Origin of the sequence: Paractinoplanes brasiliensis (genome assembly GCF_004362215.1) — a bacterium.
GTDB lineage: Bacteria > Actinomycetota > Actinomycetes > Mycobacteriales > Micromonosporaceae > Actinoplanes > Actinoplanes brasiliensis.
Window position 1 is genome coordinate 2,253,778 of the sequence record NZ_SNWR01000002.1, and the last position, 23,377, is coordinate 2,277,154.

Here is a 23,377-nt window from a genome sequence, read left to right on the forward strand (position 1 = left end):
AAGCGGCTAGTTTTTCCGGTATGGCAGATTACGTCGAGGCGGCACTGACCAAAGCGGAGAAGGGCGGGGCGCACCCGGCCGAACTGGCGGCGCTGCGCCGGCGTCTGGAGCAGCTGGACGAGCCGCGAGCGGGGCTGCTGCCCGGTGACGAGCTCGAGCCGCTGCGCGACGTGCCCCGGCTGGAGGAACTGCCCGAGCCCACCGCCGAGCAAGCCCGCGAGGTGCTCGACCGGCTGGCGGTGCTCAAACTCAACGGCGGTCTCGGCACGAGCATGGGCCTGACCGGGCCGAAGTCGTTGCTCGAGGTCAAACCGGGCACCAGCTTCCTCGACGTGGTGGCCGAGCAGGTGTCGTCGCTGCGGGAGCGGCACGGCGTACGGGTGCCCCTGGTGTTGATGAACTCGACCGGGACGCGCGGTCCGTCGATGGCGGCGCTGGGCCGGTACGACAACGTGCTCGACTTCCTGCAGGGCCGCGAGCCCAAGCTGCGCGCCGACGACCGGATGCCGGTGGAATGGCCGGCCGACCCCGAGCTCGAGTGGTGCCCGCCCGGCCACGGCGACCTCTACACCGCGCTGGCCGCCTCAGGGACGCTGGACCGCCTCCTCGACGCGGGCGTGCGCTGGTGTTTCGTGTCGAACTCCGACAACCTCGGCGCGACCGTCGACGCCCGCCTGGCCGCCTGGGTCGCCGCCGAGCAGGTGCCGTTCGCGATGGAAGCCGTCCGGGGCACGTCCGCCGACCGCAAGGGCGGGCATCTGGCCCGGCACGGCGACAGGGTCGTGCTGCGCGAGACGGCGCAGGTGCCCGACGGCGACGACTCGTTCACCGACGTCGAACGCTGGCGGTTCTACAACACCAACAACCTGTGGATCGACCTGCACGCGCTGCGCGACCTGCAGGCCTCGGACCCGGCGGCCCCGGCGCTGCCGCTCATCGTCAACCACAAGACCGTCGACCCCAAAGACCCTTCCAGCACGCCGGTGATCCAGCTCGAGACAGCGATGGGCGCGGCGATCGGCTCGATCCCGGGCGCCCGTGCGGTGCTGGTGCCTCGCACGCGGTTCGCCCCGGTCAAGACCACCGACGACCTGCTCGTGGTGCGCTCCGACGCCTATTCACTGACCGCCGACGGCCGGATGACCCCCACCTTCGACGGTTCCGGTCCGGTCGTGACCCTGGATCCCGGACACTTCCGCCTCATGCCCGATTTCGACAGGCGTTTCCCGTACGGGCCTCCGTCGCTGCGCCGAGCCACCCGTCTGCGCGTCACGGGCGACGTCAGGTTCGGCGCCGACGTCGTGGTCACCGGCGACGCGGAGGTGTCCGGCCCCCGGCAGATCGCGGACGGCGCCACCCTCCCCTAGATTCATCCCATCATCCCATGATTCACTGCGGCGGTGACCACCACCGAACTTCGCCCGGCCCGCCTGCACGTCGGCATCCTGCTCGCCGTCGCCCTGACCGCCCTCAACCTGCGCACCGCGGTCACCGGCTTCAGCGTGCTGACCGGGGATGCCGCCGCCGACCTGCGCTTCGGCCCGGTGACCGCCGGCGCTATCGGCACGATCGTGACCGCGTGCTTCGCGGTGGCCGCGTTCGCCGCGCCGCCGCTGGCCCGCCGGCTCGGCCTCGAACGCACGGCCGCGCTCGCCGTGACCGCCACGACCGCCGGCATCCTGCTGCGATCCGCCGCCTGGTCACCGGCCGTCATGATCGCCGCCACCGTGATCGCGTTCGCGGGCATTGGCGCGTGCAACGTCGTCCTGATCCCGATCGTGAAACAGCACTTCCCGGAACGGCTGCACACGGTCAGCACGATGTACATGGTGCTGCTGCAGGTCGGCCAGCTGGCCGCGCCGCTGGTCGCGCTGCCGCTGGCGCACGCCTACGGCTGGCGGGCTGCGGCGGGCGGCTGGGCCGCGGTGACCGCGGTTGCCGCCGCGCTGTGGTTCGTCGCCGTCCCCCGTTCGACCGGCCCCACCCCGGCCCCGTTTACCGGCCACGGCGAGCAGCCCGTCGCCACCCCGTCTGCCGGGCGAGGCGAGCAGCCCGTCGCGGCCCCTCCTACCGCGCCTGGCGAGCAGCCTGTCCCGGTGCCGTCGGACGGGCGCGGCGAGCCTCTCCTCCCGGCGCCGTCGCACGTGCCGTGGCGTACGCCGCTCGCGCTGGGCCTGATCGGGCTGATGGCGATGACCACCCTGCACGTCTACACGCTGGTCACCTGGTTCCCGGCGATGCTGGAGGACGCCGGGCTGAGCACGACGGCGAGCGCGCTGCTGCTGTCGTGGTTCGCCGGTCTCGGGCTGATCGCCGCCTTCGTGGTGCCGCCGCTGACCACCCGGCTGCGCACCCCGTACCCGATCGTCGTGGTGTGCGTGGCGCTGATGGCTGCCGGTTACGCGGGCATGCTCGCCGCCCCGGCCGCGGGCGCGTTCGTCTGGGCGACGGCCTTCGGTCTCGGGGTGAGCACCTTCCCGCTCTGCCTGACCCTGATCGGCGCGCGGGCGGCGAACGCGCAAAGCGCCTCCCGGCTGTCCGGCGTCGTGCAGGGCGTGGGGTACGGCATCGGCTGCGTCGGCCCCCTCGCCCTCGGCGCGATCCATCAGGCCACCGGGGGCTGGAACCTGACGTACGGGCTCCTCGCCGCCACCCTGGTCGTCACGCTGGTCGCGGGCTGGGCCGCCTGCCGTCCGGTTAGGCTGCACCGTGCCCATTGATCGCGCCGGCCTCGGCACCCAGGTCACGGAGCTGTTCCGAGCCCAGATCACGGCCGGCACCTGGCCCCTGGGCAGCAAGATCCCGACCGAGCCCGAGCTGGTCGAGTGGAGCGGCGCCGGCCGCAACACCGTCCGCGAGGCGATCGGCTCGCTCGTCCAGGCCGGCATCCTGCGGCGGGAACAGGGCCGCGGCACCTTCGTGGTGTCGACGTCGGAGCTGCGCTCGTCGGTGACGCGCCAGGCCGCCGCCACGTCCCGCCGCGACAGCCTGGAGTTGCGGCTCGTGCTCGACGCCGCGGCCGCCCGGATCGCCGCCGTACGCCGCACCGAGGCCGACGCCGCACGCCTGCGCGCCCTGCTCGCCGAACGGGCCGAGGCCTGGACCACCGGCGACACCCACGAACGCGTGCGCGCCGACTCGGCCCTGCACCGGGCGGTGGTCGCCGCCACCCACAACCCGCTGCTGCAGGACGTCTACGAGGGCCTGCTCGGCGTCTTCGAGGAGGTGCAGCTGCACGACGTCACCGGTGAGACCGACCACCTGGCCCAGCTGCACACCGACCTGGTCGACGCCATCTCCGCCGCCGACCCGGCCCGCGCCGCAGCCACCATGTCCACCCTGCTCCAGCCCCTGATCAACGAAGCGTCGATATAGCCTGGGCGGGGTCCACCCGCATTGCCGCCGGATGTTCGCTGCGCTGCATGCGCCTTGCACTGCCCCCCTGGTCCTTGGTCGATCTGCGGCACCGCACCGTGGCGAAGCCCAGCTGTGCCTGGCTCAGGACGTTGTCATGTTCCGCCTTCGCCAGCCGGACGCATCGTCCGCAGGGCAGGATGTGCGGTCACCGCCTCGAAAGGGCGACCAGCCCTCCAGGAGCCGAACGCCACTCCGCCGAGCGGATGAACGCGTTGACGAAATGCTTCACCGCGCCGGGGTAGCTCGGTCGAGGTTGGGGACGTGCCCCAGCCTCTACTGGGCCAGGCGGTCCAGCAGTTCGCCGAGCAGCCCCCGTTCGCCAGGTGTGAGGTCGCCCGGGTCGTTGTCGACGAGCGCACGCAATGTCAGTGCCGCGCTTGCCCGGGTCGCGGGGGCGTCGGTGGTGGGTGTGCGCAGAACTCCGGCCAGTGCGGCCTCGCGGACGCGGGCGGAGAGCCCGAAGTCCGGCTCCGGTTGGCTGATCAGGGTGAGCGTGATGCCGACGTTGGCGGCGAGCACCTGCTCGGCGGCGTCGTCGGCCGGCACCTTGAGCATGCCCTGAACCGCGGCGGCGGTGAGCCTGTCGCGCAACGCGGCGTGTGCGGGAGCGGTGACGGCGCAGGGCTTTCCCGGCTCGACGCGCCCGTAGAGCAGCCCGTAGAACGACGGGTGCTCCAGCCCGAACTGCACGTGCCTGTCCCAGCCTTCGCGCAGGTCGTTGAGCGGGTCGTCGGAGCTTTCGACCGCCGTGTACTGGGTGAAGCCGTGGTTCGCCACGGTGTCGATCAGGCCCTGCTTGCTGCCGAAGTGGTGGTACAGCGTCGGGGCCTGCACCCCGGCGCGGTCGCACACCGCCCTCGTGGACAACGTGCCGCCGCTCTCCAGCAACTCCGCTGCGGCGAGCAGGAGTCGATCCCGTGCGTTCTGCATGCTTGCTATAGTAGCTTACATAGCGCTACATTGCTCGCTATAGCGGAGGGAGAAGTCCATGAGGACTTGGTTCATCACGGGTGGGACGCCCGGAGGGTTCGGCCTGGTCTATGCCGAGGCCGCGCTGGCACAGGGCGATCAGGTGGTGGTGACCGCGCGCCGGCCCGATGAACTGCGGCAATGGGCTGAGCCGCACGGCGACCGGGCGCTGGTTCTCCAGCTCGATGTCACCGATGCCGACCAGGTGCGGGCGGCGGTCAAGACGGCAGAGGAACGATTCGGCGGGATCGACGTGCTGGTCAACAACGCGGGCCGTGGCTGGTACGGCTCGATCGAGGGGGCCCCGGACGAGACGATCCGCCGCACGTTCGACCTCAACCTGTTCGCCGTGGTCGAGGTGATCCGCGCGGTCCTGCCAGGTATGCGGGCCCGCGGCGACGGCTGGATCGTGAACATGTCGTCGGTGGCAGGCCTCGTCGGCGCACAGGGGTTCGGCTATTACTCGGCGGCGAAGTTCGCTCTCGAGGGACTGTCGGAGACACTGCGCCAGGAAGTTGAGCCCTTCGGTGTGCGCGTGCTCGTCGTGGAGCCGGGAGCGTTCCGTACCAGTGCCTTCTCCTACTTCCAGAACGAGCCCGTCAGCGAGACCGTCGACGCCTATGTGCCGATGGTCGAGGGCGTCAAGGCGGCGTTCGTGGCGCACAGCGGCAAGCAGGAGGGCGACCCTGAGCGCGGAGTGCAGGCCGTGATCAGCGCGATGAACGCTCCCGTTCCGCCGCACCGGATCGTGCTCGGCAACTCCGGCTACGACGTCATCGTCGCGATGCATGAGAACGCGCTCGCGGAGCTGCGCGCGAACGAGAAGCTCTCGCGCAGTGCGGACTTCTGACTTGCGCCCGCGCATGTCCAGGCCGACGTGACACCTGACCGGCGACTCGAACTGATCACCGCGAAGCACGGCCCGTGACGGGTCGCCGCCGGCATCGCCACCGCGCGGCTGAGGGTTTGCGGCGACATGCCAGCACGCGCCCGCGTCCTGGCTGCCGAGAAAACAGGAGAACAGCAATGAACGACATCGCTCTTCCCAAGGCTGTCGAGACCTTCATCGCGGCCACCAACGCCCACGACGCGACCGCGCTGGCCGCGGTCTTCGGCGACAGGGCCACCGTGCACGACGACGGGAAAACCTGGGCCGGCGAGGCCGAGATCCACGAGTGGATCCAGGGACACCTGATCGACCCCAAGATCGTGCTCACACCGATCTCGTTCGCGGGCGACCGGCTGGTGGCATCCGGCGACGGCGACTTCCCCGGCGGGCCCCTGTCCTTCGCGTTCGTGTTCGGCATCAAGGACAACCAGGTCACCGACCTCGCGATCGATCCCGTCTGATTCGTCACCGGCCGGGGCGGCCTGCGGACTGCCCCGGCCGGAAACGGGGAAGCAGCCAGGTCACAGTGCCGCGGGGGCCTGCACGGCTGTGTGCATGTCGGCTGCGCACATGGGCCGGGCGAAATAGAAGCCCTGGGCCCGGTCGTAGCCCAGGGCGGCCATCCGGCCGGCCTGCTCGGCGGTCTCCACGCCCTCGGCCACGGCCTGCACGGCGAAGGCGCGAGCCATCTGGGCCACCGCGTCGGCGATGGCGTCCGACCCGCCGCTGTCCGGCACGAAAGAGCGGTCCAGCTTGATCTGGTGCACCGGGCAGGTGGCGAGCAGGCTGAGCGTCGACGCCCCCGTGCCGAAGTCGTCCAGCGACAGCCGTACGCCCAGATCGCGCAGCCCTTGCAGGTTCTCGGCGGTCGCGCCGCCGCCGACCGCGACCGACTCGGTGATCTCGACGGTCAGGCGGTGGGCGGGCAGCCCGCTGTCGCGCAGGGCGGCCGCCACCACGTCGGGGAAGCCGGCCTCGCGCAGCTGCCGCGCCGACACGTTGACCGACACGGTGAGTGAAGCCGGCCAGCTCGCCGCCTCGCGGGTCGCGGCGTTCAGGACCCAGGCGCCGAGCGGGACGATCAGGCCACTCTGCTCCGCGGTCTCGATGAACGCGCCCGGCCCGACCAGCCCGTCGACCGGGTGCTGCCAGCGCACCAGGGCCTCCGCTCCGGTGATCCGCCCGTCCGGCAGCGTCACCACCGGTTGGAAGAAGACCACCATCTGGTCCTCCAGGATCCCCGTACGCAGGGCGGCCGCGCGCCGGTTGCGTTCGGCGCCGCGGGCCTCCATGCCGGGCCGGTAACGTTCGAAGCCGCCCTCGCCCCGTTCCTTGGCCTCGTACATCGCGATGTCGGCCTGGCGCAGCAGGTCACCGGCGTTGTCGCCGCCGTGCCCGTCGACCACGCCGAAACTGGCCCGCACGGTCATCGGCTCGCCGTCGATGATCACCGTCTCCAGCAGGCTCGCCACGATCCGGGTCAGCACCTGGTCGACGTCGGTGCGGTCGGGCCCGTCGAAGAGGATCGCGAACTCGTCGCCGCCCAGCCGGGCCACCGTGTCGACCGGCCGTACGCAGGCTCGCATCCGCTCGGCCACGTGCACCAGCAACGCGTCCCCGCTGGCGTGCCCCAGGGTGTCGTTGACGAGCTTGAAGTCGTCGAGGTCGACCAGCACGATGCTGATTGTCTGGTCGGGCCGGGCGCGGGTGACCGCGGCGGTGACCCGCTCGCCGAACAGGGCCCGGTTGGCCAGGCCGGTCAGGACGTCGTGGCTGGCCTCGTAGCTGAGCCGCGCCTGCACGTGCCGGGTCTCGGTGATGTCCCGCGCGTTGCTGACGACCCCGCCCACGCTGGGTTCGCCGGTCAGGTTCGCGCTGATCACCTCGAGCCAGCGGTACGTGCCGTCGGTGTGCCGCAGCCGCATCTGATAGGTCGCCGTGTTGCCGGGCGCGGCCGACACGGCGGTGAACCGCTCGGCCACCAGGGCCTGGTCGTCCGGGTGGACCCGGGTCATCAGGGTGGTGCCGATCATGTCGTCGGGGTCCGAGCCGAGCACACCGCGCGCGGCCGGGCTGGCGTAGGTGAGCCGGCCGCCGGGCGCGGCGATGGTCACCATGTCGGTCGAGTTCTGCACCAGCCGCCGGAACCGCTCCTCCTGGACGCCGATCCGGTTGAGCAGGGCGTCGTTCTGCCGGAACGCGATCAGCTGGCGTACCACCACGAGCACGGTCAGCGTGACGGCGACCCCGTCGATCAGCATGCCGTTGCCGCTGCCCCGGACGTTGTCGTAGAGCACCATCGAGTCGACCGCCGCGATGGCCACGTACGGCATCCGGCTGTAGCCCCGCGGCGCCCGTTGCGGCCGGCCGCCGGCAGCGGTGTCGACCATCTGCATGCGTGCGCCGACCGCGGCCACGTAGGCAGCCAAAGGCAGCACGAGCGTGAGCAGTTCGATCGCTGTCTCGCGCGGGTCGAGGAAGCTGATCGCCGAGCCCAGCCCGCCGATCAGCGCAGACGCCCCGATCCAGTACAGCCCGCGCCGGGCGAACGAGTCGACCCCGGAGAGCACGACCTTGGCCGCCAGGTAGACGCCGTTGAGGCCGGCGGCCATGACCACGATCGCGGCGAGCACCCGCGACGCCGTCACCCGGCCGTCGGTGAACTGGTACGACGCGGCGAAGTGCCAGATGAGCAGGCCCGCCGCGGCCGTCAGCGTGCCCAGGTCGAGCCACATGCCGAGCTTGCGGGCGCGGCCGCGGACGCTGAGCGGCAGGCCCAGCAGCGGCCAGGTGAGCAGGAAACCGCCGATCAGGTGCAGCACCACCGAGACGGGCACCAGCCAGTCCCCGGCGCCCAGCTCGGACGCGATCCGCAGGACGGCCACGGCGGTGAAGAACGAGGTGCCGACCTGGACCGACCACCAGAAGCGCCGCACTACGGGCGGCGACGCCGGATCGGTGTGCACCCGCCGGGACAGCCACTGCGTGAGCGCAATGATCCCGATCATCGGCAGCCAGTTCACCGGCGACGGCCAGAGCGGGCCGGTGACCTGCTGCGTGACGAAGAGGACCGCGTTGACGACGGTCAGCGCCGTGACGGCCCGGAACGCCCGGTCGGCGAAGAGCGGCAGGCGGCCGGGCGTGGTGGGCATGCCTCAGCATCGGCACCGCCCCGGCCCCCTTGAGTTGCCGGACGGGAGCAGTCAGCAGGACGCCTTGCCGTTCAGCCTTTCCGTGCTGTGCCGCTGGTATCCGACCTCGGCGCCGCCGCGCAGGTACAGGCTGTTGCAGCGGTGGCTGGCCGGGGTGCGGTGGGCGACGAAGCTGGACGTGGTGACCGTGTTGCCGTCGAACGTGACGTGGCTGAGGTCGCCGTCGAGGATGGGCGGGTCCTGCGAGCCGGTGCTGACGAACGTGTTCCCGGTGAACGAGATCTTGGCCGAGGCGATGGCGAAGTTGTTGTCGGTGTGCAGCACCAGGCCGCCGTGCGAGTTGCGGAACTTGTTGTTGCGCAGCCGGATGTTGTCGGCCGAGGAGTCGGCCTGGTCGGCGCCGATCTCGAGGACACCCTGGGTGTTGGAGCCGGTGCTGTTGTGCACGTGCAGGTTGTCGGCGTAGTTCCACACCTCGACGAAGCCGCCGTCGTGCCCGTAGTCGTTGCTGGGGGCGCGGCAGTTGGTGCAGTTGCTGTAGCCGATCTCGACGTTGTGCGCCTCGACCAGGAAGCCGACCGCGCCGTAGTCGTCGTCGCCGCCCGGGGTGTCGCGCACCATGTGCAGGTCGCGAACCGTCACCTTGTCGGCCCATGTGTCCGGCGCCCGGAACTGCACGCCGACACCCGCGTCGTCGACCTGGCTGGAGCGGACGCCGCTGTTCGAGCCGTGCACCACGATGCCGTTGCGCTTGGCGTTGGTGACCCGGATGTTCTCGACGACCTGGTGCGAACCGGACAGCAGCACCACGGCCTCGACGTCGGCCGAGCCCCCGTCGATCACCGGCAAGGCCCCCGACCCGTACGCGGTCAGCCTGACGGGTTTGCTCTTGGTGCCGTCGCCCCGCAGCTGCACCAGCGTCTGCCAGCGGCACCCGCGGGCCAGCCCGACCACCGTCCCGGCGTCGAGCGAGCGTGAGGTGGCGGCGTCGATGGTGCGCAGCGGGCTCGCCAGGGTGCCCTTGTTGCCGTCGTCACCTTTCCTGCAGTCGACGTGAATGTCGACCTTGACGGGCGCGGCGGCGGTCTTCTTCGGCGGCGGGGACGTGACGTACACGGCCGGTCCGAGGCTCGGGGCGACGCTGACGGTCACTTGCGGTGACGGCGAGGTCGGGGCCGCGGAGCTGGTGGTCGGCGCTGCGGTGCTGCTCACGGGCTCGGTCTCGGCGGGCGAGTAGCGGGAGACGGCAAAAGCGCCACTCGCAGTGACCGCCGCGGCGGCGAACACCAGCGGGAGACGGAGACGTCGGCTCAGCATGGCGGACACCCTAGCGGAACGGTAAGGTTCAAGGTTTTGACCAAGATCGATGCCTGGGTGCTTGTTCGCTCGCAGTGAACGCCGGAAGATCCTCGATGCCCCGGAGGTTGAGCCGCTCATACTCAACCCTTCGGAGGTGCCGGGTGGCCACCAAACGACTCCCCGTGTTGTTCCTTGACGACATCGTTCTGCTGCCGGGCATGGTTGTGCCGGTCGAACTGGACGAGGCAGCGCAGGCCGCCGTCGACGCGGCCCGCACCTCGGCCGGCTCGGAGCTGCTGATCGCCCCGCGGCTCGAGGACAGGTACGCGTCCCACGGTGTCGTGGCGAGCGTCAAGCAGGTCGGCAAGTCCCGCGGCGGCACGCCCGCCGCCGTGCTGCGTACGGGCGTCCGGGCCCGCATCGGCAGCGGCGTCACCGGGCCCGGCGCGGCCCTGTGGGTCGAGGCCGAACCGGTCGCGACCGCCGCGCCCACCGAGCCCGAGCGTGAGCTCGCCGCCGAGTACAAGAAACTGGTCGTCTCGGTCCTGCAGCGCCGCGAGGCCTGGCAGGTCATCGACTCGGTCAGCGCCATCGACGACCCCGGCGACCTGGCCGACACCGCCGGCTGGGCGCCCTACCTGGCCAACGACCGCAAGCGCGAGCTGCTCGAGACGCCCGACGTCGAGGCCCGGCTGCGGCTGCTCATCGAGTGGACCCGCGACTTCCTGGCCGAGTCCGAGGTCAGCGACAAGATCGAGCACGACGTGCGCGGGTCGGTCGAGAAGCGCAACCGCGAGTACCTGCTGCGCGAGCAGCTCAAGGCCATCCGCAAGGAGCTCGGCGAGGACCAGGCCGAGGGCAGCGACGACTACCGCGCCCGCGTCGAGGCGGCCGACCTGCCCGACCCCGTACGCGAGGCCGCGCTGCGCGAGGTCGGCAAGCTGGAACGGGCCGGCGACCAGAACCCGGAGGCGGGCTGGATCCGCACCTGGCTCGACACCGTCCTCGACCTGCCGTGGAACGTCCGCACCACCGACAACACCGACCTGGCCGCGGCCCGTGCGGTGCTCGACGCCGACCACCACGGCCTCGACGAGGTCAAGGACCGCATCGTCGAATACCTGGGCGTCCGGGCCCGTCGCGAGTCCCGCCACCTCGAGAAGATCGGCGGCCGGGGCTCCGGCGCGGTGATCCTGCTGGCCGGGCCGCCCGGGGTCGGCAAGACCTCGCTCGGCGAGTCGGTCGCCCGCACTCTGGGCCGCAAGTTCGTCCGGGTCGCGCTGGGCGGCGTCCGCGACGAGGCCGAGATCCGTGGCCACCGCCGTACGTACGTGGGGGCTCTTCCCGGCCGGATCGTGCGCGCGATCAAGGAGTCGGGCTCGATGAACCCGGTCGTGCTGCTCGACGAGGTCGACAAGGTGGGCAGCGACTACCGCGGCGATCCGGCCGCGGCCCTGCTCGAGGTGCTGGACCCGGCGCAGAACCACACGTTCCGCGACCACTACGTCGACCTCGACCTGGACCTGTCCGACGTGCTGTTCATCGCGACGGCCAACGTCCTCGACACGATCCCGCAGGCGCTGTTCGACCGCATGGAGCTCATCGCGATCGACGGCTACACCGAGAGCGACAAGGTCGCCATCGCCCGCGACTTCCTGGTGCCCCGGCAGCTGGAACGGGCCGCCCTGCAGACGGGCGAGGTGACGGTCACCGAGGAGGCCCTGCGCGAGATCGCCGCCAATTACACCCGAGAGGCCGGCGTACGGTCGTTCGAGCGCCTGCTGGCCAAGGCGTTCCGCAAGGCCGCGCTGGGCGAGCTCCCCGTCACCGTCGACGCGGGCGACCTCAAGGACCTGATCGGGCGCCCGCGCTTCACGCCCGAGTCGTCCGAGCGTACGGCTGTGCCCGGGGTTGCCACCGGCCTGGCGGTCACCGGCATGGGTGGTGACGTGCTGTTCATCGAGGCGTCCCTGCTGCCCGGCGACAAGGGCGGGCTGTCGGTCACCGGCCAGCTCGGCGACGTGATGAAGGAGTCGGCGCAGATCGCGCTCTCCTACGTGCGGGCCCACGCCGAGGAACTGGGCATCTCGCCCGAGCAGCTCGACCACCCGATCCATCTGCACGTGCCGGCGGGCGCGGTGCCCAAGGACGGCCCGTCGGCCGGGGTCACCATGACCACCGCGCTGGTGTCGCTGCTGCTCGGCCGCAACGTCCGGGCCGAGGTGGGCATGACCGGCGAGGTGTCGCTGACCGGCCGGGTCCTGCCGATCGGCGGCGTGAAGCAGAAGCTGCTCGCCGCGCAGCGGGCCGGGCTGACCGAGGTCTTCCTGCCCCAGCGCAACGAGCCCGACCTCGACGAGGTGCCCGGCGACGTGCTGGCCGCGCTGACCGTGCACGTGGTCTCGGACGTACGGGAAATCCTGGCGACGGCCCTCGAGCCGGTGTCGTCGGGCCTGGTCACCGCGGCCTGAGACCCGCCTGCCCGGCCCGCCCTCGAGGTGGGCCGGGTAGGGTCGCGCCCATGTCTGACCCCGGAGTGTTCGATGCTGTGCTGTTCGACTGCGACGGGGTCCTGGTGGACTCGGAGAGCATCACCAACGGCGTGCTGCGGGAGATGCTGCACGAGCTGGGCTGGCGGATCAGCGCCGAGGACTGTTTCCGGCTGTTCGTCGGGCGGGCGCTGAGCGACGAGACCGCGATCATCACCGCGCACACCGGGTTCGAGGTGACCGAGGCGTGGCTGGCCGGGTTCCGGGCCCGCCGCAACGAGGCCCTGGCGGCGTCGCTGCAGCCCGTCCCGGGCGCGGTGGCCGCGGTGCACGAGATCGACACGCTGATGGACGGGCGGATCGCCTGCGCCAGCGGGGCCGACCTGGGCAAGGTGCGGTTGCAGCTGCGCAAGGTCGGGCTCGGCGAGGTCTTCGCGGGCAAGATGTTCAGCGGCATGGATCAGCCGCGCAGCAAGCCCGCCCCCGACGTCTATCTGGCCGCCGCGGCACATCTCGGCGTCGATCCCGTACGGGCTGCTGTTGTCGAGGACACGGTGCCCGGTGTGACGGCCGGCGTGGCGGCGGGCGCGACGGTGTTCGGTTTCTGCCCGCCCGGCAGCCCGGCCCACCACCCGCCGAAGGCGCTGCTCGACGCGGGCGCCACCCACATCTTCACCAGCATGGCCGAACTGCCCGGGCTGCTCCCGACGCCTTCCCGCCGCTGACGGAAAGTCATACCCTTCGATGCGAGGAGGGGTCATGAAAACTCTTGGCAGGCTTCTGGTGGCGGCGGTGCTGGTGGCGGCGGGACTCAGCGTTCCCGCCGGTCCGGCCGCGGCGACCGGACATTCCCGATTCAGCGCCCTGGTCTTCTCGAAGACCGCGGCCTTCCGGCACGACTCGATCCCGGCCGGTGTGGCCGCGATCAAGCAGCTCGGCGCCCGCCACCACTTCCGGGTCGACGCGACCGAGGACGCGGCGGCGTTCACCGACAAGAACCTGAGGCGCTACGACGTCGTGGTGTGGCTGAGCACCACCGGCGACGTGCTCGACGACACGCAGCAGCGTGCCTTCGAACGCTACATCCGGCGCGGCGGCGGTTACGCGGGCATCCACGCCGCCTCCGACACCGAGTACGACTGGCCCTGGTACGGGGGACTGGTCGGCGCGTACTTCCGCGACCACCCGGGCAGTGTCAGCCCGCAGTTCCAGGTCGCCACGCTCAAGGTCCTCAACCACGACACGGCCGCCACCAAGCCGTTGCCGCGGCGCTGGGACCGCGAGGAGGAGTGGTACAACTTCCGCACGAACCCCCGGCACACCGTACGGGTCCTGACCGAAGTGGACGAGAGCACGTACGACCCGCGCGGCTACAGCCAACCGGGGGGCTCACCCGGCATGGGCCCGCACCACCCGATCTCGTGGTGCCAGCCGTACGACGGGGGCCGGGCCTTCTACACCGCCATGGGGCACAAGGCGGAGTACTTCTCGGACCCGCTGCTGCTCGCCCACATCCTCGGCGGCCTGCGCATGGCAGCCGGCGTGGCCCGCTTCAACTGCGGTCGCTGAAACCCGCCCGGCCGCGCTGACGCTGTCACTGCTTCTGGGCGACCGCGGCCTCGTACGCCGCCTGCAGTTCGGCGAAAACCGAGGGGGTGCCGGCCGGGCGGGGCACGCCGAGGTGCTGTTCGCGCAACTCGTCCATGAACCTGTCCCACAGCTCGGGGCCACCGCGTTCGAGCAGCTCGGCCCGGACGGACAGCTCGTGACTGGCGGGCATGTGCCGGCGCCCCCACGAGCCCAGCGCCGCGAACACCGGCACGAGCTGGATCCCGGCCTCGGTGAGGCTGTAGCGGATCTTCTGCTTGTGGGTCTCGTCGCCGGTCCGCCACAGCAGGCCGTGCCCGACCAGTCGCCGCAGCCGGTCGGCCAGGATGTTGGAGGCGATCCCCTCGACCGAGCCGGTCAGCAGCTCACGGAAGTGGTGCCGGTTGCCGAACATGACGTCCCGCAGAACAACCAGCGACCAGCGGTCGCCCATCACCTCGACCGCCAGGTTGATCGGGCAGCCCGAGCGGTGTGCGGGCGTTGCTTCGCTGCTCATCGAGACCGATGGTAACCTCGCGGTGGCCGATTTCAGTATGCAACCAGTTTCGGACGGGGACGGTTCATGAAACTCCTGCTGACCTCCGGCGGCGTCAGGAACAAGAGCATCCATGACGCCCTGCTCGACCTGCTGGGCAAGCCGATCGCCGAGTCGTCCGCCCTGTGCATCCCCACCGCGGGTTACGCGCACCCCGGCGGCGCCGGCCGGGCCTGGAACTTCATCGCCGGCCGCGGGACCGAGTGCCCCATGACCGAGCTGGGCTGGAAGTCGGTGGGCGTGCTCGAGTTGTCGGTGCTGCCCAGCCTCGACCAGGAGCTGTGGGAGGCCGAGGTCCGAGCCGCCGACGTCCTGCTGGTCAACGGCGGCGACCCGCTGTTCCTGAACTACTGGATGCGCCAGTCCGGCCTGGCCGCCCTGCTACCCACCCTCACCGACACCGTCTGGGCAGGCCTGAGCGCCGGCAGCATGATCATGGCCCCCCGCATCGGCGACGACTTCGTAGGCTGGCGCCCCCCTGGCGGCGACGACAGCACCCTGGGCCTGGTCGAATTCTCGATCTTCCCGCACCTGGACCACCCCGACCTCACCGAGAACACCATGGAAGCCGCCGAGAAGTGGGCCGCCGCCCTCCCCCACCCGGCCTACGCCCTCGACGACGACACAGCCCTCAAAGTCACCAACGGCACGGTCGAGGTCATCACCGAGGGCCACTGGAAACACTTCAACGACGACTGACAGCGAGCGCGCCGCCACCGCGCAGCGCCCGAAATGCTCGCTCTTTCCGCTGTGGGATGACACAGAATCACCACCTGATCACCACGCTCTCGCCAGGTGGGATTTCCGCGGTTGGAAATGGGAAACGAAAAGGCCGCTACGACGAGCCGCCGACCCGGACCAGCTCATTGGAGAAGTTGCCCTGGTTACTGTAGGTGGTCAGGTTGTTTCCATTGCAGCGGTACATTTCCGGCTCCGGGTAGAACTCGATGGGCCCGCTGTTGTCGATCTTCCCGTTGCGACGGAGGGTCCCGGTGGCGCTGACCTTCGTGCCGGAGGTGGTGATCGCGCGGTCAGCCGCGTAGTACCGCTGCGTGATGAAGCCACGTTCCAAGTAGGACCAGGTGGCGCCGCGATACTTGGCAATCCGGGGCTTCGAGCGGTTGTAGTCGGTCCGGCTGGTCCCGTCCGCGCGGTAGGTGACCACGGTTCCGGCACCCCCGGTGTACAGCACCCGGGTGCTGTCGAGCAAGCCGTAGCTCTGATTGCGGGTGATCCGCCAGGTGCCCAACAGGCACGGATCGATCCCGGGTGGGTAGCCGGCCGGCGACGTGCCGGCGGCGGACGCCTGCGTGTCCGGCCCGGCCGGGCCGGACGGCCCCGGGGCCGCGACGGCCGGCGCGACCCCGGCCGCCGATCCCGCGCCGGTCCCCGGCAACCGGCGGGTGGCCGCGCTGGTCACCAGCACCGTGGACGCGACCACCGCCACCACGGCCAGGGCGGCGACGAGCAGCAGGGCCGCCGGCGACCGCCGGAGTCGTCGAGTACCGGCGGTCAGGCCGGCCCGCAGGCGCACGGCCGCGGTGTCCACCTTCGCGGCGCCCATTGTCTCGGTGTCCGCCGTCTCGGTGTCCACTGTCTCGGTGTCAGCCGTCGCGACGGTCACCGGCGCGGCGTCGACCGTGCCGGCAGCCCCGACCGCGGTGTCCAGAGCTGCGGCGTCCACGGTAGCGGCCGCTGCGTCGACGGTGGAGGCCGCGGCAGGGGCTGCGGCTACGGCAGGGGCTGCGGCGTCCACGGTGGCGGCCGCTGCGTCGACGGTGGAGGCTGCGGCAGGGGCTGCGGCTGCGGCAGGGGCAGGGGCTGCGGCAGGGGCAGGGGCTGCGGCAGGGGCAGGGGCTGCGGCAGGGGCAGGGGCTGCGGCAGGGGCAGGGCCTGCGGCGTCCACGGCCGTGGGCGCGACCGACTCGGCGCCGCCGGCCGGGTGGGTGACGGGGTGGGCGGCCGGCACCGCCGGGGGATCCGGAACGAGCCGGGTCGGCTCCGCGACGGTAGGCGACGGCGCGACGGCGGTGCCGGTGCGGGTCTCCGGCTCCATCGGGCGACGGCGACCCCTGCCACGCCGTGCCGGGGTCGCCTCCCGCGTCGACCGCTCCAGTAGCGGGGTCGCCTTCTCGAGGGTGAGCCGCCGGTCGGGGTCCTTGGCGAGCATCCCCTTGAGAACCGGCCAGAGCTGACCCGCGTGCGCCGGCGGCTCGGGTTCGCTGGCGAGTACCGCTGCCACCGTCGCCGAGGTGTCCTCCCGCTGGAACGGGGACCGGCCGGTGACCGCGGTGTAGAGCGTGACGCCCAGCCCCCACACGTCGGCCGCCGCGGTCGCTGGTCGGCCGTTGATCCGCTCGGGCGACAGGTACGCCGGGGAGCCGACCACCTGGCCGGTCGCGGTCAACGCGGTCGCATCCTCGATGGCCGCGATGCCGAAGTCGGTGAGCACCACCCGCTCCTCGGCGAGCAGAATGTTCGCCGGCTTCACGTCCCGGTGCAGGATGCCCTGCCGGTGCGCGGCCCGCAGCGCCTGCACCACCTGGATCCCGATCTCGGCCGTCTGCCGGACCGAAAGCACCCCCTGGTCGCGAATGGCCTCGGCCAGCGACCGGCCGGCGACCAACTCCATCACGATCCACGGCCGCTCACCGTCGGTGACCACGTCATGCACCGTGACGATGCCCGGATGATGCAGCCGGGCGGCCGCCCTGGCCTCCCGGATCGCCCGACGGATCAACGGACTCGCGGACCCGGCCGACGCTTCGCGGACCGCCGGCAGAAAGATCTCCTTGACCGCGACGTCCCGGTCGAGGAGCTTGTCGCGGGCCGCCCAGACCGCTCCCATCCCACCCTGGCCCAGCAGCCGACGCAATTCGTAGCGGCCGGCCACCACACCGGCATCCGGATGTGAGCCCGGCATCAGCGGCTCCGTCGGGGTCGGGCGAACAGGGAGCCGGCGGCCCTCACGATATCCCCGTTCCGGGGCGAGCCCACGGGACGACCGCGGGGGTCGTACTCATGCGCCAGCCTGCGTACGTCGTCGACCGGCTCGTCGACGGCCGCCCGCATGGCCCGGATCCGGGTCGGATACGACCGTACGGTGGGGATGGTCACGCGCACCCCGGTGCGCCGCAGCGCCGAGACGTTGGCCGCCGGTTCGGTGCCGTCCTCGAGTCGCAGGTCCAGCAGGACGACCTCGGCCATACTCAGGACGACCATCCCCAGGGTGCCGGCGCGGGACAGCAGGATCACCCCGGTGGTGATCGCCCGGATCCGCTGATGCAGGTCGACCACCCGGGAAAGCGCGGCGTCGTCGCCCGGGTCGCCGTTCACGACCGCAGCATGCCACGCGCTCACGGCGTGGTCCATGCCGCACCGGTGCGGCATGGACCACGCCCGATATCACCCGGACGATCGGGCCGGGAGCCAGATCCATCCGGCGGGGCACGTGTGTCGAACCTGTGCACCCGATTGCGGCTGTTCGACGAATTCGGCAAACGCTGGCCCGTACGGTCCGCGCAGCTCAACAAAGTTCGGAGGAACGATGTCCGCAGTGGAATCCACTCCCGGGGCACGGCCGCGATCCCGGCGTCGGCTGATCCTGCTCCTGATCGCGGGGTTGGCGCTGGTCCTGGTCGGTGGCGCCGCGGCGGTGCTGGCCGGCCGCGACGACGGTCCGGCGGCGCGGTTCGAGCGGGCCGCCGCGGCGTTTCACAAGGCATACACCCCGGCGGCGCGGGCCCTGGACGACAGTCTGGCCCAGGCAGCGGACGGCTTCGCCGACCCGTCCTTCGCCGCCGTCACCGTCGAGGCCAACCGAGCCGGTGACGCCTTCGCCGACTACGGCGCGGCGATCCGGGCCATCCCGTTCCCGGCCGCGGCCCAACCGGCCGCGAAGGACCTGGCCGAGGTCGCCGATTTCGGGCGGACCCTGATGACGAACACGGCAAACAGTTTCGGCGCCGGCACGGCGAAGTCGCTGGTGGAGCAGTATCGCCCGCAGGCCGAGAGCGCACTCGCCGCCGCGGAGAAGGCGCTGCGCGCGGCACTCGACGACTGACAGAGGCCTGCCGGCCGCCAACGGTGTCGGCGCCGAGGTCGCCGTCCGGCTACTGGTCAGCGTCGGCGAGAACCACGAACGGCTCGCCTCCGAGGCGGCGATCGACAAGCAGACGCCGCGCGCTACCGGGTCGACGCTGGCTACGATCCGCGCTGTGCGACTCCCAGACGTCATCCCGATCAAGTACGAACCCGGCTACCGCACCGGCCGCATCGGACGGCATGCGGGCGGACAGTTCTTCGCTGACATCACCGGCGCCTATCAGGAAGGCGTCAGGCCAGGTCCCGACTGGCGGAACCAGCAGCGGATCTACGCGGTGCTTCATCTCTTCGACGAAGGCGGGCACCACGCCGGCTCGTACCTCCGGTGCACCGGCGTCAGGGGCGACAGCCCGGCAGCCGTAGAGGCCGCTGAGCAGGTCCTGTCGGACTGGATGGCCGGTCTCGAGGCGGTCACGAACTGCGATATCGCCGTCCGGCCCTTCCGGGTCGACTTCGACAACGTCGTCTTCGGCCTCGTCGATGAGACGACCGACGATCCAGGCGAGGGCCACGGCGGACCGTGGGCCGAGCTCTACCCACAGCGACTTGGGTTCCACGAGCCATGGAACGGCGAATACGACACCTAGCACGTCGGGACGGCTCCGCGTCGGCGCTGTCAGGATCAGCCAGGTCCATCGGCCGGCCGGCGCTCAGCCTTTCCAGCCGTCGAAGAACTTCCAGATGACCGCAGTGGCGTCAAGTGCCGTGGAAGCGGGGTCGGGACCCGACAGACCATTGGTCGAGGCCCCGGGCCATTGGTGTCCGGCGCCGTCGATCGCAATGAGCGATACCGTTCGCCCTTCGGGGCAGTTCGCGGTCGTCGTTGTGAGCGGGGGCTTGGCCGTGACTTGCGGCTCCGGGCATGCGTCGACCGCACGCCAAAGCGCGACGTCCTCTTCGACCGCCAGCCCGTCCACCCGGGTCGCGCCGGACCCCACCTCCCCGTCATAGCGCACGCGCTCGTCGTCTCGCCCGTGAATGTGCAGGACCGAGGTGGGCGACGGGTCCGCGCAGCCGGTGACTATCGTCCCGGCCACCGGGGCGATCGCGGCGAACAGGTCCGTCTCGCAGGCCAGCCGGTACGTCATCATCGCACCGTTCGACATGCCCGTCGCGAAGGTACGATCCGGGCTCACTCCGTACTCCTCCTGGAGCTCGGCCACCATCGCCGCCACAAAGCCGACGTCATCGACGTCGTTGTGCGCCGCTCGCCCGCAGCAGGTGCCCGCATTCCACGCGACCCCCTTCCCGCTGGGATAGGCGACGATCAGACCCTCCGATTCGGCGACCTCATTCCAGCCATAGGCAGCCTCGGCTTGCTCGGCCGAGCCGAAACCGCCGTGTATCACCACGACCAGATCCGACTCGCGGGCGCGTTTGCGCGGAATGTGAACACGGAATTCCCGGTCCACCCCGCCAACGTCGATCGCGCGCACCTCGGTACCTGCGGCATGCGTCGAGCTCGGCCGTGCAAGGCCGCATCCGGCGAGGGCGAGAGACACGGCGAAAAGCGTCACGACCGCAGTTGAACGGCGGATATGACGCCAACCGCCACTATTCACCCGGCCCTTCGGGACGCGAGGTTCTCGAGACCTGTATGGGCCCTTGCGACCTCTCGCGGGCTGCGCCGACCCGCCGTCCTCGGCCAAGAGCATCCCTGAAGCGAGCGACACAATTACCGCAAAGGGACTGATGTGTCTCGCTTGGTGCAGCCTCGTCATGCTTGCTACCTCTTCCCTCGTGCTCGATGCTCGCGGGAGATCATCAGAGGAGTGTCATGCGCGGGTTCGGCCACCGTAAAGTCGACTCCGAAACATCGTCCGTTGCCGCCCTGCGGCCGCGAAGCGAGCGGCCGCCGACGACCCCACGAGCCCTGCGATTCGCCGCGAGCTGGCCCCACCCATACGCCGACCGGCTGCCTGCCGAGGACGCCGAGACGGCTCCGCTACCACCATCCGCTTCACTCCTCGCCGCAGATCCGGACGATCGGTCGCGCCGGATCTAGCATGGTCTCCATGAGCGACGTCAACTCCGGTGAGCTACCCGAGCTGTCGTTCACACTCCCGACCATCCCGGCCTCGGCCGGCGCTCTGGTACGTGGCCGCAAGGGGCGATTGCTCATCCTGAAGCCGACGTACAAGGGCGGTTGGACGATCCCGGGCGGGGTTGTCGAGATCGGCGAGTCCCCCTGGGAGGCATGTCGCCGCGAAACCAGGGAAGAAAGCGGCCTCGACGTCACCACGGGGCGCCTCAAGTGCGTTGACTTTCTCCGGCCACGGCCTGGTCGTCCAGGTGGTATGCGCTTCCTTTTCGATTGCGGCGTCCTCGACGACGCCGTCTTGGCTGCCGTGGTCGTCCAGCCGGTCGAGATTGCCGAGAGCCGGATCCTGCCGATCGACGAGGCGCTGCCTTTGCTGAGCGGACCCGTCCGGCGTCGGGTACGCGCCGCTTGGAAGACCAAGCGGGTGCTCTATCTGGAGGACGGCCGCCGGGTGCAGGGGATCAGCCCTTAGCGGTCGGGAACCGACGATCGAACATCGAGGAGCCGATGCAACGCCACGGCGACGGACCGCCGGTCGTTTCCGAAGACAGGGCGAACTCAACGCTCGGTCGACCGGGGTGCGCTAATCCGTGAAGAAGGCGGCGCTTTCCGTATCTGCCGGGTAGTAGGACTCGATCGCTATCTCGTCGAGCGTGATGTCCATCGGGGTGCCGAAGGTGGTGATGGTGGAGAACAACCGCAGCTCTCGTCCGCCGACGCGAAGGATCATCGGTATCACGACGTCCGGTTCGATCAGTTGGCTCGACGCATTCTCCGGTTCGGGCGTCAACAGTTCTTCGTAGAGTGCCGTGAGTCCTGGGTCGGGGGCAGCGGCGAGCTGGCGTGAGATCCGGGAGCGGAACACCGCGCGTACGTCGGCCAGGTTGACAACCATGCGAGCGAACCCGCGCGGATCCAGGCCCAGCCGGATCAGGTTGACCGGCGGCCGCAGCAGTTCGGGTGCCACCTGCGCGAAGAACGGGTCGACAGCGCGATTGGTCATCACGATGTTCCACCGGCGGTCGAAGACCACCGCCGGATAGGGCTCATGGGCGCGAAGGACCCTGTGGATCACGTCGTGGACTGCCGCCAGCGCATTGTCGCCCAGCGGGCGCTCGGCGTACCGAGGCGCAAAGCCCCCGGCGAGCAAGAGCCGGTTGCGATCACGAAGCGGCACGTGGAGCTGATCGGCGAGTCGGAGGATCATGCCGGCGCTCGGCTTCGATCTGCCGGTCTCGACCAGGCTGACGTGACGCGCCGAGACGTCCGCCGCGATCGCGAGATCCAGTTGGCTGAGTCCCCGGCGCTGCCGCCACTGCCGCAAGAGTTCCCCGACCGTATACACGATCACGAAGCGTACTCATCGTTGAGGCGCACGCCATGAAGTCCGAGTTCATCGACAATCGACGCGGCCGCGGAAACACTGCATCCATGACCACGGAGAACAAGAACGTCGTCCAACGGGCGCTGGCAGGGCTGATCGAGACGGGTGACGTTGATGCGCTCGCACCGTTCCTGAGTGATGATTTCGTACACCGCAGGCCGGGTACCACCACGTCCACCAAGGTCGAATGGCTTGCTGCCGTCCGTGCTGCGTTGGTACCACTCGCCGGCATGCAGGTCGAGATTCATCAGGTCCTGGCCGACGGCGACCACGTCATGATGTACTCGCGGCGCTCACTTCCCGACGCCGGACCGGAGATTGCCGTCGTCGACATCTGGCGGATCGACGACGGGCTGATCGCCGAGGCGTGGGAGATCATAGAGCCGGTGGCCCAGGTGGCCGCCAATCTGGTGTGGTGGGAACCCGCACAGCGCTGACCAGGTGTTGACCACTTTGCGATGCGGATGAACGGCGGTGACGCGTAGCCCGTCTCAGGCGGCGGGCAGGCGGACCTCGAAGCGGCACCCCGCGCCCGTGTTGCCCACCCGCACCCGGCCGCCGTGGGCCTCGACCAGGCCACGCACGATGGCCAGGCCCAGCCCGCCGCCGGCGCCGCTCTCGGGGGTGCGGGCGCGTTCGCCGCGGAAGGCGACGTCGAAGACCCGGTGCAGGTCGTCGTCGGGGATGCCGCCGCAGGTGTCGGAGACCGCCAGCCACACGTCGCCGTCCTCGCGGCCCGCTTCGACCTGCACCGTGCCGTCCTCGGGGGTGTAGCGCACCGCGTTGATCAGCAGGTTGCTCACCACCCGGGCCAGTTCCCGTTCGCCCGCCCGCACCCTCGGCCAGCCGCTCTCCGCCGCCCGCAGCGTGATCCGCCGGCCGGCCGCGAGCGGCGCCACCCCGGCCAGCGCGTCCGACACGACCTCGCGCAGCGGCACGTTTGTCGGCGCCAGGCGCAGCGCGCCCGCGTTGATCCGGGAGAGCTCGAACAGGTCGTCGACGAGCCGGGTCAGCTGATCGGTGCCGACCCGGATCCGCCGGTGGTACTCGGTGACCGTCGCCAGGTCGCGGACCACGCCGTCCTCCAGGGCCTCGGCCATCGCCCGCAGGCCGGCCAGCGGCGTTCGCAGGTCGTGCGACACCCACGCCACCAGGTCACGGCGGCCCGCCTCGAGCCGCCGTTCGCGTTCGCGGGCCTCCTGCGCCCACACCGCCGAGGCGGCCAGCCGCCGGCCGAACGTCACCCCGACCGCGAGGCTGACCGCGACCGAGGCGCTCACGGTCACCAGCACCACCCGCAGGTCGTGAGCCGACAGGAACATCGCTTGCGCGACCGCTGCCACCCCGGCGGCAACGGCGGCAACGGTGATCGCCAGCAGCACCACGACGTGCACGAGGATCGAGCGGTCCCGCAGCAGACGCAGGGCGCCCGCCCCGGCGACCGCGACCGCGCCACCGGCCGCGAGGGCGTACAGGCCGATCAGCAGCAT

The 23,377-nt window shown here is 70.8% G+C and carries 22 protein-coding genes; 13 read left to right on the forward strand and 9 right to left on the reverse strand.

Going from position 1 to position 23,377, the window contains the following annotated elements:
- The first annotated feature begins 20 nt into the window (after positions 1–20).
- Genes C8E87_RS42150 through C8E87_RS42160 form a run of 3 tightly spaced genes read left to right on the forward strand, consistent with a single transcriptional unit; the run spans position 21 to position 3,375 of the window.
- Positions 21–1,367 (forward strand): UTP--glucose-1-phosphate uridylyltransferase, encoded by a 1,347-nt coding sequence (locus C8E87_RS42150; RefSeq protein ID WP_133878907.1) that lies wholly within the window; start codon positions 21–23, stop codon positions 1,365–1,367.
- A gap of 33 nt (positions 1,368–1,400) precedes the next feature.
- Positions 1,401–2,720 carry an MFS transporter gene (locus tag C8E87_RS42155; protein ID WP_133878908.1) on the forward strand — a complete coding sequence of 440 codons (1,320 nt, stop codon included), beginning with the start codon at positions 1,401–1,403 and terminating at the stop codon, positions 2,718–2,720.
- A complete protein-coding gene (locus C8E87_RS42160) occupies positions 2,710–3,375 on the forward strand; it encodes a FadR/GntR family transcriptional regulator (RefSeq protein ID WP_133878909.1) in 666 nt (221 codons plus the stop codon). The genes C8E87_RS42155 and C8E87_RS42160 overlap by 11 nt, the downstream gene beginning before the upstream one ends.
- 315 nt (positions 3,376–3,690) lie before the next feature.
- On the opposite strand, the gene C8E87_RS42165 is transcribed toward C8E87_RS42160, so the two are convergent.
- A complete protein-coding gene (locus C8E87_RS42165) occupies positions 3,691–4,347 on the reverse strand; it encodes a TetR/AcrR family transcriptional regulator (protein WP_133878910.1) in 657 nt (218 codons plus the stop codon).
- Between the two features lie 58 nt (positions 4,348–4,405).
- Here C8E87_RS42165 and C8E87_RS42170 point away from each other — a divergent pair, with 58 nt between their 5' ends.
- A complete protein-coding gene (locus C8E87_RS42170) occupies positions 4,406–5,236 on the forward strand; it encodes an SDR family NAD(P)-dependent oxidoreductase (RefSeq protein ID WP_133878911.1) in 831 nt (276 codons plus the stop codon).
- A 176-nt stretch (positions 5,237–5,412) separates the two neighbouring features.
- Positions 5,413–5,736, forward strand: coding sequence for a nuclear transport factor 2 family protein (locus tag C8E87_RS42175; protein ID WP_133878912.1), 324 nt, complete (start codon positions 5,413–5,415; stop codon positions 5,734–5,736).
- Between the two features lie 60 nt (positions 5,737–5,796).
- Here the strand turns inward: C8E87_RS42175 and C8E87_RS42180 are convergent, their stop codons facing one another.
- Positions 5,797–8,427 carry a putative bifunctional diguanylate cyclase/phosphodiesterase gene (locus C8E87_RS42180; RefSeq protein ID WP_133878913.1) on the reverse strand — a complete coding sequence of 877 codons (2,631 nt, stop codon included), beginning with the start codon at positions 8,425–8,427 and terminating at the stop codon, positions 5,797–5,799.
- A gap of 51 nt (positions 8,428–8,478) precedes the next feature.
- Entirely contained in the window at positions 8,479–9,744 is a 1,266-nt protein-coding gene (locus C8E87_RS42185; RefSeq protein WP_133878914.1) for a right-handed parallel beta-helix repeat-containing protein, read from the reverse strand.
- Positions 9,745–9,944: 200 nt separating this feature from the next.
- Here C8E87_RS42185 and lon point away from each other — a divergent pair, with 200 nt between their 5' ends.
- Genes lon through C8E87_RS42200 form a run of 3 tightly spaced genes read left to right on the forward strand, consistent with a single transcriptional unit; the run spans position 9,945 to position 13,784 of the window.
- Entirely contained in the window at positions 9,945–12,197 is a 2,253-nt protein-coding gene (lon, locus tag C8E87_RS42190; RefSeq protein WP_438866684.1) for an endopeptidase La, read from the forward strand.
- A gap of 50 nt (positions 12,198–12,247) precedes the next feature.
- Positions 12,248–12,940, forward strand: a complete 693-nt coding sequence (locus C8E87_RS42195; RefSeq protein ID WP_133878915.1) for an HAD family hydrolase — start codon at positions 12,248–12,250, stop codon at positions 12,938–12,940.
- Positions 12,941–12,974: 34 nt separating this feature from the next.
- A complete protein-coding gene (locus tag C8E87_RS42200) occupies positions 12,975–13,784 on the forward strand; it encodes a ThuA domain-containing protein (RefSeq protein ID WP_307870726.1) in 810 nt (269 codons plus the stop codon).
- 25 nt (positions 13,785–13,809) lie between these two features.
- Here the strand turns inward: C8E87_RS42200 and C8E87_RS42205 are convergent, their stop codons facing one another.
- Positions 13,810–14,319 carry a winged helix-turn-helix transcriptional regulator gene (locus C8E87_RS42205; RefSeq protein WP_133878917.1) on the reverse strand — a complete coding sequence of 170 codons (510 nt, stop codon included), beginning with the start codon at positions 14,317–14,319 and terminating at the stop codon, positions 13,810–13,812.
- A 66-nt stretch (positions 14,320–14,385) separates the two neighbouring features.
- On the opposite strand from C8E87_RS42205, the gene C8E87_RS42210 reads away from it, so the two are divergent.
- Positions 14,386–15,057, forward strand: a complete 672-nt coding sequence (locus tag C8E87_RS42210) for a Type 1 glutamine amidotransferase-like domain-containing protein (RefSeq protein ID WP_133878918.1) — start codon at positions 14,386–14,388, stop codon at positions 15,055–15,057.
- Positions 15,058–15,193: 136 nt separating this feature from the next.
- Here the strand turns inward: C8E87_RS42210 and C8E87_RS42215 are convergent, their stop codons facing one another.
- Positions 15,194–17,281: a serine/threonine-protein kinase gene (locus C8E87_RS42215; protein ID WP_133878919.1), complete on the reverse strand. Its 2,088-nt coding sequence runs from the start codon at positions 17,279–17,281 to the stop codon at positions 15,194–15,196.
- Positions 17,281–17,718, reverse strand: coding sequence for a hypothetical protein (locus tag C8E87_RS42220; RefSeq protein ID WP_133878920.1), 438 nt, complete (start codon positions 17,716–17,718; stop codon positions 17,281–17,283). Before C8E87_RS42220 ends, C8E87_RS42215 begins: the two co-directional genes overlap by 1 nt.
- Positions 17,719–17,905: 187 nt before the next feature.
- Here C8E87_RS42220 and C8E87_RS42225 point away from each other — a divergent pair, with 187 nt between their 5' ends.
- On the forward strand, positions 17,906–18,421 hold the full coding sequence (locus C8E87_RS42225) for a hypothetical protein (RefSeq protein ID WP_133878921.1): 516 nt from the start codon (positions 17,906–17,908) through the stop codon (positions 18,419–18,421).
- Positions 18,422–18,575: 154 nt separating this feature from the next.
- Positions 18,576–19,049, forward strand: coding sequence for a hypothetical protein (locus C8E87_RS42230; RefSeq protein ID WP_133878922.1), 474 nt, complete (start codon positions 18,576–18,578; stop codon positions 19,047–19,049).
- Positions 19,050–19,112: 63 nt separating this feature from the next.
- Here C8E87_RS42230 and C8E87_RS42235 read toward each other — a convergent pair whose 3' ends face one another.
- Positions 19,113–19,979, reverse strand: coding sequence for a CE1 family esterase (locus tag C8E87_RS42235; protein ID WP_166661463.1), 867 nt, complete (start codon positions 19,977–19,979; stop codon positions 19,113–19,115).
- Positions 19,980–20,477: 498 nt separating this feature from the next.
- Here C8E87_RS42235 and C8E87_RS42240 point away from each other — a divergent pair, with 498 nt between their 5' ends.
- Complete coding sequence (locus C8E87_RS42240) at positions 20,478–20,975, forward strand: NUDIX domain-containing protein (RefSeq protein WP_133878924.1); 498 nt, start codon at positions 20,478–20,480, stop codon at positions 20,973–20,975.
- A 111-nt stretch (positions 20,976–21,086) separates the two neighbouring features.
- On the opposite strand, the gene C8E87_RS42245 is transcribed toward C8E87_RS42240, so the two are convergent.
- The gene (locus tag C8E87_RS42245; RefSeq protein WP_203720639.1) at positions 21,087–21,854 is read right to left on the reverse strand and encodes a helix-turn-helix domain-containing protein; all 768 of its coding nucleotides are present in this window, start codon (positions 21,852–21,854) and stop codon (positions 21,087–21,089) included.
- 80 nt (positions 21,855–21,934) lie between these two features.
- On the opposite strand from C8E87_RS42245, the gene C8E87_RS42250 reads away from it, so the two are divergent.
- The gene (locus C8E87_RS42250) at positions 21,935–22,324 is read left to right on the forward strand and encodes a nuclear transport factor 2 family protein (RefSeq protein ID WP_133879287.1); all 390 of its coding nucleotides are present in this window, start codon (positions 21,935–21,937) and stop codon (positions 22,322–22,324) included.
- Positions 22,325–22,378: 54 nt separating this feature from the next.
- Here C8E87_RS42250 and C8E87_RS42255 read toward each other — a convergent pair whose 3' ends face one another.
- Positions 22,379–23,377 (reverse strand): sensor histidine kinase, encoded by a 999-nt coding sequence (locus tag C8E87_RS42255; RefSeq protein WP_133879288.1) that lies wholly within the window; start codon positions 23,375–23,377, stop codon positions 22,379–22,381.